Here is a 17,950-nt window from a genome sequence, read left to right as displayed (position 1 = left end):
TATTTAGTAGTACTAGATTACCATGAACCGTGTTGTAGAGGGAACCTGAAACATTTTGGTATAGTTAATAGAAGGAGTTGATTGACATGACCGTTCGTATCCGAAAAGCAAGACCTGAAGATGCAGAAATAGCTGTCCCGCTCATTATTGATGCGATTGGTGACATTGCCGAACAAATGACTGGCGAAAAGGACGCCGAGGCAGTGACAGAACAGTTAATTCACTTGTTTCAGCGAGAAGACAATCGCCATTCCTATATGAATACGGTGATTGCGGAACAAGAAGATGGCATCACAGGGGTAATGGTTCTTTATTCAGGCAACGATGCCATTGAACTCGATGCAAATTTAGTATCGTGGTTACGTAAGAAAACCGGAGAACCGATCGTCATCCCCCCAGAGGCACGGAAAGACGAATTTTATATAGATACCGTTTGTGTAAACCCTGATTTTCGTGGACACGGCATCGGCAGCACCTTGCTAGAACACGCAGAAAAAGTCGCACGACAAGAAGGTTTTTCTAAAGCAGCTCTTAATGTAGAGCTGGAAAAAGAAGCAGCCATTCGGTTATACGAAAGAATCGGCTATCACATCGCTGAACCTTGGGAAATCTATGGCGGTAATTTTCATCACATGGTTAAACAGCTTTAGATCTAATAAATTTCTAAGTGAAAAGAGCCCAACCTTAGTTGGACTCGATCAAAAAAGATTGCTCCCGGTTACTCTTCGCACCTAAGATTAGAGATGGAGAAATTTATAAAGCCACGTTGTATATGACTGTTAATTTTTGAAGAGTTAACTGATTGTAGTGGAAGGCGGCGACTCCAGCGGGAAAAGCGTGTCCAGGTGAGACCCCGCAGTCGCTTGCGACGAGGAGGCTCACGGACCGCCCGCGGAAAGCGTCCGCCTGTATCGGAGATCCATTATTATAATATGAAAACGGGGTTGCCCTTAAAAGTCTATTTAATATGACCTTTGGGACAACCCCGCATTGTTATTTTCTATAAAAGGTTCCAATACCTTTACCTTTTTCTTTAGAAGCATATAGGGCTTCATCGGCTAAATGCATGGCTTCTATCGGATGGTCGCTATCGGTTGGGTAGACGGCCGCCCCGATACTGCAACCTACTGTTACTGTATGGTCTTTTAAGGAGATCGGTTTTTGAATGAGCGCGATGATTTCATCCATGCACGCTTGGCCTTTCGCTTGAATATCCTCAGATTCCGCGTTCATTAAGAAGACAAATTCGTCTCCTCCAAGACGGGAAACAAATTGATTTTCTTTTGCAAAATGCTTCAGACGGTTAGCGACAGTAATCAGCACTTGATCGCCTGCATTATGACCATATAAATCATTAATCGCTTTGAAGCCATCTAAATCCATGAACAAGATTATCCAAGGTTCTTTAGAACCCGCAATGGTCTCTTCCATCTTTTCATACAATGCAATGCGGTTAGGCAAGCTGGTCAAAGTATCATGATGAGCAAGAGATTCCATTTGTATGAGTAGCGATTGAGTGGTGGTGATGGTTTGCACCATGTTTCGTATCGACAAGGATAAGTCTTCCACATCCCGAATACCGTGCACGACGGGCATTTCTCTTTGCGAACCTTGTCCAATTTCCTTTGCAGCAACGGTAATCGTTCGAAGCGGTTTGGCGATTTGATCGGCAATAGCCCAACCAATCAATGCAAATGCTAAGATCGAGATAATACTGATAATCCACATGAAACGTTCTAGATTATTTACTCCGTTATAGGCAATTTCTTCAGGCTGACGCACGATAACATGCCATCCGAGACCTTCATAATCTCCATAACCATCTTCCATCGCATAACCGGTAACATACCTTTTATTATTCCATTCCACCACTTCATTAGGTTCAGTAGAAGAGGCTAATTGATCCAACAAATCTTTTTCAATTTGCTGACCCACCAAACCCTCAGGACCTAACAAAACCGTCCGATCGCGATTGCTTACAATGAGCACTTCCGTCTCATCTTCACTATTTGTAGCTTTCAACAAATTTTGTTCCATTTCTTTTGCCCATTCCCAACTCAAATGAGTAGCAAAAACACCGATAAATTTACCGTTTTCATCCTTTATCGGAACACTGATATCCACAAACTGTAAAGGTTCACCAGAAGGATTAGGCAGTAATTTAGACAAAAGAATGGCGTCGTGAACATCTCCAATAAATGGTTCTTTTGTTGCTTCTAAAAATACAGGACGTTCCGCAATGGACTCCCCTAGCAAAATGTCGTCACTTGCTGCAATAACAGTGCCTTCAGCATCCGTTATGCCAATCCAAGAAAAGGACGGAAATTTGGCTTTCAATTCATCAATCAGTTGTTTTTCTCTTACGATATTCTGCTCCTTAAAGGAACGTAATCCACTGACTAACTGGACTTCTTGATAGCGATTGGACATAAATAAACTAAGTTTATCTTCCATTTGAACGGCATGCCCTGTCAAAGATTCTCCTACTTCAGTACGCACTTCCTCGCCTGCCTGTTTCGTAAAGATGGTTCCCAACAATATCGTAAGGATGGTCAGCATGATGGCAAACAATCCTGTTACAATCGTTCTTAAATGAAGCGACATGGGCAATTCCTCCCAGAAAACATTAATGACTTTATAGTAACATGTATAATAAGTAGAAACTTCGTTTTTTAGAATATTTTCCCTTTGAATAGGTACTTCACACTTAAGTGAATACTGAAACAAAACTGGTGAACTGAATTAATTCCGAGTTTTGTCACAGCTGAATGAGCTTGTTTTTGATACAATTACATCATCGAAATGAAATGAGGCGCATGATAAATGAAACGATTTTTAGCAATTGGATCAATCCTTGCCGCTCTTACTCTTAGTGCTTGTGGAACAAATGAAGAACATGATGGACATAACGCAGCTACTTCTGATGAAGTACCTGAAATGGTGGAAGTTGATTTAACTGTACCTGAAACCGTAACTGCCGGTGAAAAAGTAAAAATTACTGCTGCAGTCACACAAGGCGGAGAAATTGTGGAAGATGCGGATGAAGTAAAGATTGAGGTCTTGAATTTAACTTCTGGTGAAAAAGAAATGATTGATGCAATATTAAACGAAGATAAACAGTATGCCATTGACTATACATTTGAAACAAATGGTACTTATGATATCACATCGCATGTAACTGCTCGAGACTTGCACACAATGCCAACGAAACAAGTAACTGTGACAGGTGGCAAAGAAGCAACAAGTAAAGTGACCGAAACTTCGACTGAAGAAAAAACTCATGGAGCAGACAGCCATCATGGACACGGTGCGACTATTGATTTTGCTGACGGTTCTGCAACTGTAGGAGAAGCCGTTATGCTAGTGGCAAATGTTTCACTTGCGGATGCCCCACTTGAAGGAGCACGCGTTCAATACGAAATTTCACGCAGTGATGCTGACCACCACACTTGGCTGGAAGCACCTGCAAAAGAAGCTGGCGTTTATCAGACTGAATTCACTTTTACTGAGACTGGTACTTACGAAATTGAAGTGCATGTAACGAAAGGCGACGACATTCACGATCATTTAGTAAAAACGTATACGGTGAAATAGAGCCAACAAAAAGAGGAGTGCCAATCTGGCCTCCTCTTTCTTCTTTTTATATGTCTCGATTCCAGTGACGGTGTGCAGTCACGGCGGCTACAAACTGTTCGCCATTATCATTCGTGACTACTCCTGGACCTTCTTTACCATCTAGAATAGTGGCAAACTTGGAAGCAGCACCGATTGCTTTAAAGTGATTGAATGCTTCCGTTACGTAGCGGCCAGTTTCTTTTTTGAATTTCTTCTCGTCGTTCATGCTTGCCACATAAATGGCATCGAACAATACAGGGTCAGCTGTCAGGAATGTATGGTCAATCGGTAAATTTCCGATATTCCCCAGTTTATCACTCACAACTTCCGCTTTTAATCCCGCTTCTTTAAATCCTTGCACGGTCTTTTCAAGCTGACTAGCATCTCCGTCCCTGCTTGCAATGACCGCAACTTTACGGGTATCCGGTTTCTTCACCATGTTTTCCTGACTGAGAGCAGGCGATTGCTTAGTCACGTCTGAACCTCCACCTGTTGGCGGGTTGGCACCTACTGCATCCGCAACCTTAGTTGCTAAATCCACGTTCACATTAGCAAACATGTCGACCACTTGTTGCTGGACGTCCTTGTTTTTCACTTTCCCAACTTCAAAGCTAAAAGCATCAATAATATGTTCTTTTTCGATATCGCTCATACTGTTCCAGAACAAAGTAGCCTGTGAGAAGTGATCTCTAAAGCTATCGCTTCGATTACGGACTTTTCGGCCTTCCACTTTTTCCTGGTAATGCTCGAAACCACCCTCTTCAGGGGTTGATGTCGCGGGCGTATTATTGGCCAATGAATTTTTGTGATAGCTCACTGGACCTTTGTTGATCGTCATTCGATGGTATCCATCTCGCTGATTGTTATGGAACGGACAAACCGGTCGATTAATCGGCAGTTCATGGAAATTCGGTCCACCTAAACGAATCAATTGTGTATCGGTATAGGAGAAAAGGCGACCTTGCAGAAGTGGATCGTTCGTAAAATCGATTCCTGGAACCACGTTTCCAACATGGAAGGCTACTTGCTCTGTTTCTGCAAAGACATTGTCTACATTACGGTTCAACGTCATTTTCCCGATTAGTTTAACGGGCACATCTTCTTCTGGCCAAATTTTGGTCGGATCAAGAACGTCGAAATCGAACTTGAACTCGTCTTCTTCCGCCAATATCTGTACACCCAGTTCATATACAGGGAAATCGCCATTCTCAATCGATTCATACAAATCACGACGATGGAAGTCAGGGTCTTTCCCGCTGATTTTCTGTGCTTCATCCCAAACTAAGGAATGCGCACCTAATAGCGGCTTCCAATGGAACTTGACGAAATGCGCTACTCCTTCGGCATTCACGAAGCGGAACGTATGCACACCGAACCCTTCCATCATGCGGAAACTTCTCGGAATAGCACGGTCGGACATTGCCCACATAACCATATGCGCAGATTCCTGATTATTGGCTACAAAATCCCAAAACGTATCATGCGCACTCGCAGCTTGAGGCATTTCATTATGCGGCTCTGGTTTCACTGCATGCACAAAATCAGGGAATTTAATGGCATCCTGAATGAAAAATACCGGCATGTTGTTCCCCACTAAGTCGTAGTTACCTTCATCCGTATAAAATTTCGTCGCAAAGCCACGAACGTCACGTACCGTTTCTGCAGAACCTCTGGATCCCACAACCGTTGAAAAACGAACGAACACCGGTGTTTTTTTAGATGTATCGGTCAGAAAGTTTGCTTTTGTATACTGATTCATCGATTCGTACAACTCGAATTCCCCATGAGCTGCAAATCCTCTTGCGTGAACGACGCGTTCTGGAATGCGCTCATGATCAAAGTGCGTCATTTTTTCACGGAAATGAAAGTCTTCCATTAATGTAGGGCCTCTGACACCAGCCTTCAGTGAAAATTCGTCCTCCGTCACTTTCAGTCCTTGATTGGTCGTCAGCTTTTGGTCGCGATCATCCACACGAAATTGCTCGAGCTGTTCATCTTTGCGGTTTTTTTCCATTCTGAAGCCTCCCATAGTGAATTAAGTTATCTACCTTCATCTTTACCACTAAGGACTGAAGGGAAACATTATTTCAAAAAATTCACTAAAAAGAACGGTCATCTTTTTTGAATGGTCAATAATGCAGGTAACAACATCGGCCGTACGATAAACGTATCGATTAACACACCAAATGCCACGGTAAAACCAACCAATTGTAACTCAAGGACAGGTTGGGTAATTAACACAGCAAATGTTGCAGCTAACAATAATCCTGCAGATGAAATGACGCCACCCGTTGTGATCAACCCGCTTTTAATAGCTTCTGTAGGTTCCAAAGCTTTTGATTCCTGCCGTATTCGAGACATCAACATGATGGAATAATCTACCCCGAGGGCCACTAAAAAGACAAACGTATACAAAGGAATTCGGTAACTCACTGCATCTACATGGAACATCACATCAAATAAACAGACAGAAAACCCTAGCGAAGCACCGTACGACAGTAATATAGTTCCAATCATTAGCAGACCAGTACCCCACGATTTCGTTTGCCACCACAACATCATAAAGATGGCACCAACGATTAATAACATGACGTGCACTGTATCGCTTGTATTCAACTCTTGAATATTGGCATGTTTAGCAGTCTCTCCAGAAAGTTGTATAGAGCCTTTTTCAATTCCCGCTTGTTGAAGCAACTCTTTTTCTTCTTGTTCCAAGTTTTTTAGCGCATTAAACGTCGTTGTATCATAGGGATTACTTTTCCAAATTAGTGTTACTTTTGCTTGCGTGAGTGAATCGTCTGCAAATGGACGTCCTTCTACCCTTACTTCCTTTACCTGATCCTGTTTTTTAAGTATTTTTTCGAACTCAGTAAATTGAGACTCAGTGATTTTTTTTTCGCTTTTAAGTAGTAAAGTCGTTGGTGCTAATTCACCTTCTGAAAACGCTTGTGCAAGCTGCTCGTATCCTTTTTTTGAAGACATGTTGTCTGGAAATGATTCGAGCAAGTTGAAAGATAAAGTAGTTGTGAATGCTTGAACAATACCAATCCCTAAAATGGCTGTGATTGTAAAAACATAACGCCAAGGCTTAGATGTTACACTTGCAGCTACTTTTGACCACCAATTTATCCGAACAGGTTGATCAATGGCGATTGGCCAGAATGCTTTTCTGCCGACCAACCCAAATAAGGCTGGTAATAACGTCAATCCTGCGATGAGTAAGACAACCATCGCAACGGCAAAGACAGGAGCAAAGTTTCGGTATGGTTCATAAACGGCTGTAAACAGTAATAACACAGCGACCAATACCGTCCCACCACTAAACAGAATCGGTTCTCGAACATGTGAAACGCTTAATTTCATGGCATGTTCAATCGTTAATCCGCTTCGCAGCTCTTCGCGATACCTACTGAAAATGAGCAATGCGTAATCCGTTATGACTGCGAATAACAAGATCGTCATGATTGATAATGCTTGATTTTCAATCTTCACCCACTCCGATAAACCAAGTAATCCTAATAGCCGATTGACAATGCCATACACAATTCCCGCTCCGATTAAAGGAAGCACAGCAAATACCGGTGACTTATAAATGAGTAGCAACAATACAAACACGATGCCAATAGTCGCTAGAAGCAATACAATATCAGCCTGAGAAAATAAAGAAATCGTATCGGATACAATTCCTGCGGGTCCCGTCCATTCAACAGAGACATGCTTATCGACGTACTTCTCCACGCTTTCCTTCATTGTCACGACTTCTTCATGAATTTCTTTCGATTCTAATGATTCATTGAATAAAATGGGCATAAAAAAAGTCGACCCATCATCTGACACAAATGACTGCCTTGTTTGTGGAGGCATTTGCGTTAGAGGAATCGACGATGCTTGTTGGACTTTTGCTTGTTTTTCCACTGCAGAAGCTAAATGATCGATGTCATCATGTGAAAATGGGGCAGCTTGTTTGAATACAACGAACAACGGAATGCCTTTTTGAGATGGAAAGGCTTCTTCCAGTGCCTCTTTCGCTATGACTGAGCTCGCCGTTGCAGGGAGACCCCCATTTTCAGAAGGAGAGGTTACTTCTTTTGCAGATGGAGCCCATATCGTTAACATAGTCAAAGTGATGAGCCAAACACCAAGGACAATAGCAGCTGATTTTTTCTCTTTCCAAATGGTTTTCATCAGCTGTTCTCTACAACTTTCTTCTCTGCTTGAATGGAGAAAGTAACCGCTACAAACAAAGCAAAGCTAATAAGTAATGTAGTACCACCAACAATGTAAAAAACGAGTGAAAATGCTTCAGGTAATCCAAATGGTTGCATCGTTTGGAGCCACATCCCTACCGTTAACCCTGTGGCTCCTAAAATCGCTGACCATCCATGAACATGAACCAACTTCGGATATTTCACCTCAAACAATTTGTAGAATACACCCCAACTAAAAACGGATAACCAACCTACTACTAAAATGTGTGCATGAATCGGCCTGAATGCATACGATCCTGTCCCCGCCATATGTGAACCTAAGTAAGCTCCAAAAATACCAAAAACCGCGGCAATTCGAATTAGACGAATACTCCATTTTTCTTGCATGTGTATATCCACCTTTCCTTCTTCAAGATGGCTTCATCTTACCGCGCGAAGATGAACCCAATATGAACAAGGTATTACAGTTTTGGAAGCGTGATATGAATGAGCGTTCCTACACCAAGCTCACTTTCAATTTTCACGAAACCACGGTGACGCTTTACAATTTCACTGACAATCGCAAGTCCAAGCCCCGTTCCTTCTTTTTCACGAGTACGTGACAGATCAGCTCGGTAAAAACGGTCAAACGCTTTTTCAGATTGCTCGACTGTCATCCCGATTCCAGAATCTTTTATGGTTACGTGAAGTTCATTGTCCAGTTCATAACCAGTGATTTGAATAAATCCTCTTGGTTGATTATATTTCACCGCATTCGTTATGAGGTTCTCCCATACTTGCATCAACATTTCTGGATTACCTTGAGTTAAAAGATTAGGCATGTCCATTCGAACGTCGAGTTGAAGATCTTCGAACCGCCATTCATTCTGTCGCATCGTACGTTCAATTTGCTCTTTAATTGAGACTCTTTCAATTGTGGGTTGATACGACTCGTTATCTAGTGTTGTTAAATACAGCAGTTGTTTCGTTAAAGCGGACAGTCTCTTACTCTCCAGCTCCACAATTTCGGCATAGTGCTTTCGATCAGTTGGAGTGACTGACTCATCAGCCAGTAATTGCGAATAGCCTTGAATGTTTTGTAAGGGTGACTGGAAATCATGTGATACATGACTCATAAAGTCTTTTCTGACTTGATCATTCTCTTTTAAGCGATCCGCCATGAGTTGAAAACTTTTCGCGAGTTGACCAATTTCATCTTTAGTCGAAATAGCGATGGCCCCATCAAAACGTTCGTTGGCCATTTTTCTGGTTGCTTCTGTTAATACGGTAATCGGTTGTATCATTTTTCTTGCGACGATTAACATAGCGAGCAAACTGAAAATGAGCATAGCTGCTGCCAATCCGCCTAATAATACATGCACTTCTGTAAATAACAGTTTAATGTTTGGGCGAATAAATAAAGCGTAACGTTCATCATTGTACGTAAAAGGGACACCGACTGTATTCTTCAATTCATTCGAGAAAAAGCCGGTCACGAATGTTTCCTTTGGATAATCTCGCATGCCGTGATAGATTTCTCCATCAAGCACGGCTTTTTTTATGCTGATCGGTAATGAAGAATCTCGAAATGGACCTCCATAAAAATTGTTATCACCTTTATCATTGGTCAAAAACAATTGATAGCCTGAACTGCCATATACTTCGAGTGATTCAGCCAAAGGAACGTTTGGATTCTTCTCAATGAAAGCAACCATTTCTCGTGCAATTCCTACATTTTTAGTGTCATTTTGTTCCTTTAATTGTTGGTGATAATATGTATTAACTAATAAAAACCCGAGAGTAGCACTACCTACCATAATAGCTAACGTCACCACGACAAACTTACTGTATAAAGACTTCATGACTGAGCCTCCAGCTTATAGCCTACTCCGCGAATCGTTATTATTTGCACGTCTGAAACAAATCCTTCTAAGCGTTCTCGTAGGCGTTTAATATGAACACTCAAAGTCTGTTCATCACCCTCGTAATCGTACCCCCACACTTGTTCCATCAATGTCCTACGTTGAAATACAGTACCTGGGCTTGAGGCAAGTAGCGCGAGTAATTCAAATTCTTTTAACGGTAACCACTTTGTTTCGGCTCCATTTGAAATATCAAACTTCTTACGGTTAATCACGAGAGAGCCCACTTGCTTACGCATTTCATTAGGCTGTGCACTTCTTCTGAGCACTGCGCCAATTCGAAATAGCAGTTCCTGCGGCTCAAACGGCTTCACGACGTAGTCATCAGAACCTGCAAGAAACCCTTTTTCTTTATCTTCCAACTGACTTTTAGCCGTGACCATAATCACCGGTAAGTCAAAGTCATCTCGAATCTTTTGGGTCAAGGAGAAACCGTCCATCCCAGGCATCATCACGTCCACCACGACAACATGCGGCCACACACAAGGAATCATCTTAAGCGCACTTTCAGCATCTGGTGCTTTTTCCACACGGTAACCCGCTTTGGTTAAATGAATACTCATAAGTGTTAATATATTCGGATCATCATCTACTAGCAAAATTGTGCGCATGTAATCAGCCCCCTTTTTTAGCGTGTGGCATCCGAAGCTTCCGAACTTCTGCAATCAGTAGCCCTGACAATAAAATCACGACCGTGGTCAAGTAAAACCAAAGGACGAGTACGATAATTCCTGAGAGCTGGCCATATAGCCGTTTGTAATTGACATTCGATACGTAGTCGGCAAAAAGAAGCGATACCACTTGCCAACCGACTGCAGACAATAAAGCGCCTGGCCATACATCACGGAAAGTCTGTTTTTCATTTGGTACGATCTTGTAAAAGAGCAGGAAAAACAAGAATAAAAACACAGATCCAAGTCCCCATTTAACTGTTGGCCAAATGTAAATCCAGCCTTGCCAATCATCGATAGTTCCTGCGTTTGATACTACCCAGTGCAAGCCACTTTCAATAAAAGGCAAAAACAAGGATAACGGGACAAGTGTCATAAATAAAAAGGTCACGCCAAGATCTCTAAGTAATCCCTTCCAATACGGGAGTGTACTTTTAATTCCATTCGCTTCATTTAATGCACGGGCAAGCGCCTGTACAGCCATGGATGAAATCCAAAAAGCAGCCAGCAAACTGAGGGACAGGACGCGTCCTTTGTCGGCAGCCAGGATGTTAGCCACATTGTCTTCGATTAAACTGAACGATTCACCGGGAGCAAACGGTCTTAAGAAATTGATGATCTGTTGTGCATCTACCGGAAAGAAGCTGATTAATGACAGAATAAAAAGTAGGAAAGGAAATACGGATAATAGCAGGTAATATGCAGTTTGCGCCGCTTCATCAAAGAAACGCTCTGCAAAAAATCGAACAAAAATACGTGTAACGAGCTTCATCTATTGTTCCTCCAAGGTTGTTCTACTGTCATTGTGACGGAAACATATGGGATTGAGCAAGAAAAAACCCCATACAAGTTGTAAGGGGCAATTGGAGTTGAGTGAAATTATTTTTTTATAAGACTCCGTGACTCTAATATACGCATGACGTGTGCCACTTCAGAAGCTGTTATTTTTTCACTTCGCATGTTATGAATCGACTCTTCTTCACGTGTGGCATGCACCGCAATATCATCGATCCATGAATCAGCTATATTCAAATCTCTCAGCGAAGTAGGTAAGCCCAATTTATGATAGAACGGCAGCAATCGCTCCACTTCGCTTTCTTTTTGTTCAAGAAGCAGTTGAACCAAAATACCGTAAGCTACTTTACTTCCATGAAGCGCTTCATGCGACTCAGGTGCAATGGTCATTCCATTATGAATGGAGTGAGCGCCTGCAATGCGACCAAATTTATCGCCAAATCCACCCACCATGCCGCCGAGCATGATTATGGATTCCACTACTTTTACAAATGAAGCTGACACTCGGGCTTCTTTCGAATCTAGGATGGCACGTTCAGCATGATTGAACATTTCTTCAGCACACAGCCGAGAAGTATGATGAGCGACTTTCAGCGCAACCGGGGGATGGGTTAATCGCCGAATTTGTACGTCTGCCTCATACCACTTGGCTAGCGTGTCGCCGATGCCGGCAATCAAAAGTGGAGCGGGGGCTTCCACTAAAATGCGCGGCTCGACGAGAAGAAGGTCAACACTCATGGGGTACACATCGTAATGTGTCATGACCCCTTCATCCGAATAAATAACACTTAGTGGTGTCCACGGTGCGCAGTTTGAAGCGAGTGTTGGTATTAACACCGACTTCGTTCTACTTGCGCTAGCAGCCGCTTTCACCACGTCCAATACTTTTCCTCCACCTACTCCGATGATGGCGTCTACTCTATGGGATTGTGCCAAAACACACACTCGGTTAATTTCAGAGACGGAACACTCTCCTTCATAGAAGGTGTGGAATACTTGGATTTTTTTTAGATTTGGAAAATAATAGCGCGCTGCATTCCATGATTTCACACCTGAAACAATTAGTACTTGATGGATGCCTCTTAGCTGTAACTTATCTTCTAGTTCATCCAGTACACCACTTTTACAAACATACTCGGCTGGTGCACCCCGAACGATGATGTCTTCCACAAAAACCCTTCTTTCTTAACGGTTTTCCATCCACTCTGGTTTGCCGAATCCTTCGAATTCTGCATCGATGACTTCTTCGAATTCTGGTGCTTCTACGACTTCAATTAAATCTTTCGCTAACTGTGAATCTTTGTTTGCTGTCGTAACAGTAACCAGGTTGCGGTATCGGTCCGGCATGTTCTCAAGCAAGATTGCATCCAGGAGGTTCATTTCCGCTGCCAAAGCAAAATTACCAGGTACGGCTGCTAAGTCCGCACTGTCCACTGCACGTGGAAGCTGACCCGCTTCAATCGGTTGGAACACCAAGTTCTTCGTATTTGTCTTAATGTCTTTTTCGGACACTTTTAATGGTTCTGCATTCGGGTCTAATTCAATTAATCCATGATCTTGCAAGATTAATAATGTACGAGCTGCATTCACAGGGTCATTCGGAATCGCAATGGTTGCTCCATCCTTAATCTCTTCAACAGATTCGAACTTGTTGGAGTAAATACCCATTGGTGCTGTTGGCACTGAAATCAAGCCAGTCAATTCCATATCATTTTCTTTCGAGAAGTTTTCCAAGTAAATTGAGTGTTGGAAAAGGTTTGCGTCAATATCTCCATTGTCTAGCGCAATATTCGGTTGTATATAGTCACTGAATTCGACGATTTCCACTTTGTACCCTTTCTCTTCAAGAGCGGGTTTGATTGCCTTATTGAGCATGTCGCTATAAGGACCTGCAGATCCGCCTAATGTTACGGATTTGTCGTTGTCCGCATTGCCTTTTGACTCTTTGTCACTTCCTCCACATGCAGCAAGTACTGCTGTCAGCAAGACTAGAATGAACGTAAATATTACTTTTTTCATCTCTGTTTCTCTCCCTTTTTATCGTTTATCTATTGCTTTTGACGTCCAGTCACCCAACTGCTGAATGATTTGAACGAGAACAATTAAAATGACAACAGTCACAATCATGATTGTATTATCGTAACGGTAATATCCGAAGCGAATCGCTAAGTCTCCAATACCGCCACCTCCCACAACACCTGCCATTGCGGAGTAAGCAACTAAGCTGATGATGGTTAACGTAATACCTTGAACAAGGCTTGATTTCGCCTCAGGCAATAACACATCTTTAATGATCATCCAAGGTGTCGCGCCAACTGCAATCGCTGCTTCGATCACTCCTTTATCAATCTCACGAAGTGACGTTTCAACAATTCGTGCGAAGAAAGGAATGGCGGCGACTGATAAAGATACACTTGCAGCTGCTGGACCAATCGTTGAATCTACCAGTAACTTGGTTAAAGGGATAAGGGCTACCAACAAAATGATAAATGGAATCGAACGTACCATATTGACGATAAAACCAAGTATTCCTTTGATCACTCGATTTTCTAAAAATAAACCTCGATCAGTAACAAATAGGATGATGCCTAGTGGTAATCCGATAATAATGGCAACTGCCAATGAAATTCCGATCATATACATCGTTTGACCAAATGCCTTCAGGATTTCTGGCCACAATTCAATTACATGTTGGATATCAATGCCCACTTCTTACCACCTCCACTTGCGCCCCGCGTCCTTCCATATACGTGATGGCTCTTGTTATATTTTCTGGTTGTCCTTGAATTTCCATCAAAAACAAGCCAAGAGGTACTTCCTGTATGTATTCAATCGAGCCATGCAAGAAATTACCGCGTACATCAAAATTCTGAACCATATCCGATATGACCCCTTCTCCCGCCACATTTCCTTTAAACAACACTTTCACAATGCGTCCAGTGACTTGATCTAAAATGGATTGGGGTACTTCAAACGACACCACACTGCTGATAAATTCTTTCGTTAAATCTGCTTGAGGATTAGAGAAAATATCGTATACCATTCCTTCTTCAACAACGCGCCCATCCTGCATAACGGCCATACGATCACATATTTCTTTTACCACATTCATTTCGTGAGTGATTAACACAATTGTGATGTTCAATTCACGGTTAATTTTTTTAAGTAATCGAAGAATGGATAATGTCGTATTCGGATCCAGTGCTGATGTTGCTTCATCACAAAGCAGAACAGATGGGTTGTTTGCCAGTGCACGAGCTATTCCTACACGTTGCTTTTGTCCACCACTCAACTGTGCTGGATATACATCCTTCTTATCGGTCAGCCCTACCATCTCAAGCAATTCCAAAACACGCGTGGCTATTTTTTCTTTTGGCGTATCCGCCGCTTTTAATGCAAATGCAATATTTTCTGCAACCGTTTTTTGGCTGATTAAGTAAAAGTGTTGAAAGATCATGCCAATTTTCAAACGGGCTTTCCGCAATTGTTCTCCTCTTAACTTTGTAAGGTCGAGACCATTCACTTCGATTTTGCCACTCGTTGGTCGTTCAAGTAAGTTAATACACCGTAATAGGGAACTCTTACCTGCACCGGAATATCCAACAATCCCAAATACTTCCCCTTCATTGATCGTAAGATTCACTCGGTCTACACCGATGACCGACCCTTTTTTCGTTTCGTACTCTTTAGATAAATCGTTAATGCGTATCATCACATGCTCCTTTTCACCAAATAAAAAATGCCTCTTTCATCATGAAAGAGGCACCGAAAAATGGATTTTGGGTTATCTTTCAGAATGAAATCATTCTGTAGGAATTGGCACCTTCCCAGCTTGTGCTGGGGGTTGCCGGACGTCATAGGGCCTATCCCTCGGTCTCTCTTGATAATGTTCCATATGTAGTTGTTTTGTTGCTCGAAATAAATCTTACGATGTTTTTACACAGGTGTCAAATACTTTTTGAAAATAATTTTCATTTTTCAAATAAAGGTTCATATAGGGAAGGTCTACGATCTTCATATACCGGTATGCGAGTTCGTACTTCTTCCACTTCTGAAAAATCAACATCAATGACAGCGTATTCTTCATGTTCTGCGCCTGTCCACAACACTTTCCCCCAAGGTGCAATAATCATCGATTGACCATTGAACTGATTGTTCGGATCGTCCCCAGTTCGGTTAACCGCAATTACGAAACATTGGTTTTCTATGGCACGGGCTTGAAGCAAGATTTTCCAATGGTCAATACGCGTCTCAGGCCATTGTGCTGGTAAAAAGAGCACTTTCGCTCCTGCCAATGCATGCGCCCGTAACCATTCTGGAAACCTTAGATCATAGCATATGACCCCTCCAGCCTGAATAGAACCTAATGAAAAGACATTTGCTTGATTCCCTGCTTGTAAATAAAGATGTTCATCCATGAGACGGAACAAATGCGCTTTATCGTATTCGGCAACAAGCTCTCCCTCATTCGAAAAAACATACATCGTGTTGTAGAAGTGGTCACCTTTTTTCGTCGAAACCGAACCTCCGACGATATGGACATGATATGTACGCGCTAACTCAGAAAGAACCTCTTTTGTCCGTTGTCCTTCTGGATCTGCCAGTTGCTCTAATTGCGTTAAGGCATAGGCCGTATTCCACATTTCAGGTAAGACAACGAGCTCTGCACCCTCACTTGCGACCTTTTTTATGTACTTTTGAACGTTGGAAAAATTTTTTTCAGGCTCGGCAAACGCTACGTCGAGTTGAATGCATGCGATTTTCATGGGTACACCCCCTGTAGACAAGATACACAAAAGATTATAAGATTTGGCTGATGATTGCAACTATTTCAGAAAATGAGGAAACGCCATGGAACTTTCTAAGAAACTTCAACAATTACCACCACAATTCTTTGCTTCACTTGTTCAAAAAGTAGGAGCTGCAGTGGCAGAAGGACGAGATGTAATTAATTTAGGTCAAGGAAACCCTGACCAGCCAACACCACCACACATCGTAAAAGCCTTGCAAGAAGCTGCAGAAAACCCAATTACACATAAATACTCGCCCTTCCGAGGAATTAGCGAATTAAAAGAAGCTGCAGCAGATTTTTATAAACGCGAATACAATGTTGACATTGATCCTTCAACTGAAGTTGCGGTGTTATTTGGAACGAAAATCGGACTGGTAGAGTTACCGATGGCTGTACTGAACCCGGGAGATTTGATGTTATTGCCTGATCCAGGTTATCCGGATTATTTATCAGGTGTCGTTATGGCAGACGTGCAATATGAAACGTTACCACTTGTAGCGGAAAATCACTTTTTACCGGATTACTCTATGCTTTCTGAAGCAACAAAAGAACGTGCAAAGCTTATGTATCTGAACTACCCGAATAACCCTACTGGAGCTACTGCAGACCTTGAATTCTTCAATCAAACAGTAGCGTTCGCAAAAGAGAATGGCATTGCGGTATCACACGATTTTGCCTATGGGGCCATTGGATTTGATGGCGTAAAACCGGTAAGTTTCCTTCAAGCAGAAGGAGCTAAAGAAATAGGAATTGAAATGTATACGCTATCGAAAACCTACAACATGGCAGGATGGCGTGTTGGTTTTGCCGTGGGCAACAAAGAAATGATTGAAGCCCTTAACTTGATTCAGGACCACTTATTCGTAAGCCTTTTCCCTGCCGTACAGCATGCTGCAGTCGCTGCGTTAGGTGAAAACCAATTGTGTGTAACCGCATTGGTCGATCGCTACGAAAACCGTCGCAATACCTTTATAAATGCTTGCCAACAGATTGGCTGGCAAGTAGAAGCACCTACAGGATCATTCTTTGCTTGGCTACCCGTGCCAAAAGGATACACAAGCCAGGAATTTGCAGATAAACTCTTAAACGAAGCAGACGTAGCCGTAGCCCCAGGAAATGGCTTCGGTGAATTTGGTGAGGGATATATTCGGGTAGGGTTATTAGTTGATGAGCATCGTCTCGAGGAAGCTGTTAAGCGAATTGGAGAGCTGAATATTTTTTGAGTATTAGATCAAGTTAAGTTGGGGGAAGAAATAAGGGTTTGTTCTTGAGAGTTGAATTCTATTGTAAGTACTCTCCAACAGAAAAGAGCCATTCAACGTCAGTGGAATGGCTCCCATTTAAGGGTTGGGGTTCAAAACATGATGACCATAAAACTTTTAATGGTCTTATTTCCGCTACGCTCCTGTTCAAACACTTAAAATAAGAAAACCCCTTTCCTTTTAGGTCTCATAAGGCAAGTTAAGTTGGCGCATGAAACAACATTTTGTTCTGGAAAGTTGCTTTCAAATATTTATCGTTCATATAACGGTATTTATCGCTCATACTGGAGATTTGTCGCTCACTCGGAGGATTTATCGCTCATATAAGCCACTTTATCGCTCAAAGCCGTCTCACCCGCAAGTTTACTTGCTGAATCAACCGACGCCTAATTGATCGAATTGCTCTAAAGATTTCCTCTCCAACAGAAAAGAGCCATTGAGCGTACGCGGAATGGCTTCCATTTAGGGATTGGTGTAAAACAATGAATTGCTTTAAAACTCTTAACGGTCTTGTTTCCGCTACGCTCCTGATCAAACCCTTAAAAAAGAACACAAAAAAACCGCTACCTCAAAAGGTATCGGTTTTTTACTTTGCCTAGCGACGTCCTACTCTCACAGGGGGAAACCCCCAACTACCATCGGCGCTAAAGAGCTTAACTTCCGTGTTCGGTATGGGAACGGGTGTGACCTCTTTGCCATTATCACT

The 17,950-nt window shown here is 42.3% G+C and carries 15 protein-coding genes, 1 rRNA gene and 1 riboswitch; of the genes, 3 read left to right on the top strand and 13 right to left on the bottom strand.

Annotated elements, in window-relative coordinates; genetic code table 11:
• Positions 1–86 precede the first annotated feature (86 nt).
• The gene (locus tag M9R32_RS10180; protein ID WP_269926637.1) at positions 87–650 is read left to right on the top strand and encodes a GNAT family N-acetyltransferase; all 564 of its coding nucleotides are present in this window, start codon (positions 87–89) and stop codon (positions 648–650) included.
• Positions 651–993: 343 nt separating this feature from the next.
• Here the strand turns inward: M9R32_RS10180 and M9R32_RS10175 are convergent, their stop codons facing one another.
• A complete protein-coding gene (locus M9R32_RS10175; protein WP_269926636.1) occupies positions 994–2,604 on the bottom strand; it encodes a sensor domain-containing diguanylate cyclase in 1,611 nt (536 codons plus the stop codon).
• A gap of 219 nt (positions 2,605–2,823) precedes the next feature.
• On the opposite strand from M9R32_RS10175, the gene M9R32_RS10170 reads away from it, so the two are divergent.
• Positions 2,824–3,594: a FixH family protein gene (locus M9R32_RS10170; protein WP_269926635.1), complete on the top strand. Its 771-nt coding sequence runs from the start codon at positions 2,824–2,826 to the stop codon at positions 3,592–3,594.
• A 46-nt stretch (positions 3,595–3,640) separates the two neighbouring features.
• On the opposite strand, the gene M9R32_RS10165 is transcribed toward M9R32_RS10170, so the two are convergent.
• From M9R32_RS10165 to M9R32_RS10115, 11 genes are all read right to left on the bottom strand, one after another.
• Positions 3,641–5,629: a catalase gene (locus M9R32_RS10165; protein ID WP_269926634.1), complete on the bottom strand. Its 1,989-nt coding sequence runs from the start codon at positions 5,627–5,629 to the stop codon at positions 3,641–3,643.
• A 98-nt stretch (positions 5,630–5,727) separates the two neighbouring features.
• Positions 5,728–7,800, bottom strand: coding sequence for an MMPL family transporter (locus tag M9R32_RS10160; protein WP_269926633.1), 2,073 nt, complete (start codon positions 7,798–7,800; stop codon positions 5,728–5,730).
• The gene (locus M9R32_RS10155; protein WP_269926632.1) at positions 7,800–8,210 is read right to left on the bottom strand and encodes a hypothetical protein; all 411 of its coding nucleotides are present in this window, start codon (positions 8,208–8,210) and stop codon (positions 7,800–7,802) included. The genes M9R32_RS10160 and M9R32_RS10155 overlap by 1 nt, the downstream gene beginning before the upstream one ends.
• 74 nt (positions 8,211–8,284) lie before the next feature.
• The gene (locus tag M9R32_RS10150; protein WP_269926631.1) at positions 8,285–9,664 is read right to left on the bottom strand and encodes a sensor histidine kinase; all 1,380 of its coding nucleotides are present in this window, start codon (positions 9,662–9,664) and stop codon (positions 8,285–8,287) included.
• Positions 9,661–10,335: a response regulator transcription factor gene (locus M9R32_RS10145; protein ID WP_269926630.1), complete on the bottom strand. Its 675-nt coding sequence runs from the start codon at positions 10,333–10,335 to the stop codon at positions 9,661–9,663. Before M9R32_RS10145 ends, M9R32_RS10150 begins: the two co-directional genes overlap by 4 nt.
• A 4-nt stretch (positions 10,336–10,339) precedes the next feature.
• Complete coding sequence (locus M9R32_RS10140) at positions 10,340–11,167, bottom strand: YihY/virulence factor BrkB family protein (protein ID WP_269926629.1); 828 nt, start codon at positions 11,165–11,167, stop codon at positions 10,340–10,342.
• A 107-nt stretch (positions 11,168–11,274) separates the two neighbouring features.
• The gene (locus M9R32_RS10135; RefSeq protein WP_269926628.1) at positions 11,275–12,360 is read right to left on the bottom strand and encodes an iron-containing alcohol dehydrogenase family protein; all 1,086 of its coding nucleotides are present in this window, start codon (positions 12,358–12,360) and stop codon (positions 11,275–11,277) included.
• Positions 12,361–12,375: 15 nt separating this feature from the next.
• The gene (locus M9R32_RS10130; protein WP_269926627.1) at positions 12,376–13,209 is read right to left on the bottom strand and encodes a MetQ/NlpA family ABC transporter substrate-binding protein; all 834 of its coding nucleotides are present in this window, start codon (positions 13,207–13,209) and stop codon (positions 12,376–12,378) included.
• 18 nt (positions 13,210–13,227) lie between these two features.
• Positions 13,228–13,899, bottom strand: coding sequence for a methionine ABC transporter permease (locus M9R32_RS10125; protein ID WP_269926626.1), 672 nt, complete (start codon positions 13,897–13,899; stop codon positions 13,228–13,230).
• Positions 13,889–14,902: a methionine ABC transporter ATP-binding protein gene (locus M9R32_RS10120; protein WP_269926625.1), complete on the bottom strand. Its 1,014-nt coding sequence runs from the start codon at positions 14,900–14,902 to the stop codon at positions 13,889–13,891. The genes M9R32_RS10125 and M9R32_RS10120 overlap by 11 nt, the downstream gene beginning before the upstream one ends.
• A gap of 69 nt (positions 14,903–14,971) precedes the next feature.
• A riboswitch (SAM riboswitch) is annotated at positions 14,972–15,080 on the bottom strand.
• Positions 15,081–15,161: 81 nt separating this feature from the next.
• Positions 15,162–15,956, bottom strand: coding sequence for a carbon-nitrogen family hydrolase (locus M9R32_RS10115; protein ID WP_269926624.1), 795 nt, complete (start codon positions 15,954–15,956; stop codon positions 15,162–15,164).
• Positions 15,957–16,041: 85 nt separating this feature from the next.
• Between M9R32_RS10115 and M9R32_RS10110 the strand changes: the two genes are divergently transcribed.
• Positions 16,042–17,205: a pyridoxal phosphate-dependent aminotransferase gene (locus tag M9R32_RS10110; RefSeq protein ID WP_269926623.1), complete on the top strand. Its 1,164-nt coding sequence runs from the start codon at positions 16,042–16,044 to the stop codon at positions 17,203–17,205.
• A 632-nt stretch (positions 17,206–17,837) separates the two neighbouring features.
• Here M9R32_RS10110 and rrf read toward each other — a convergent pair.
• Positions 17,838–17,950, bottom strand: a 5S ribosomal RNA gene (gene rrf, locus M9R32_RS10105); the annotation flags it as partial.

The organism is Paenisporosarcina quisquiliarum (genome assembly GCF_027563315.1).
Classification (GTDB): Bacteria; Bacillota; Bacilli; order Bacillales_A; family Planococcaceae; genus Paenisporosarcina; species Paenisporosarcina quisquiliarum.
Note: the sequence above shows the minus strand (reverse complement) of the source record. Positions and strands in the feature narration are given on the sequence as shown.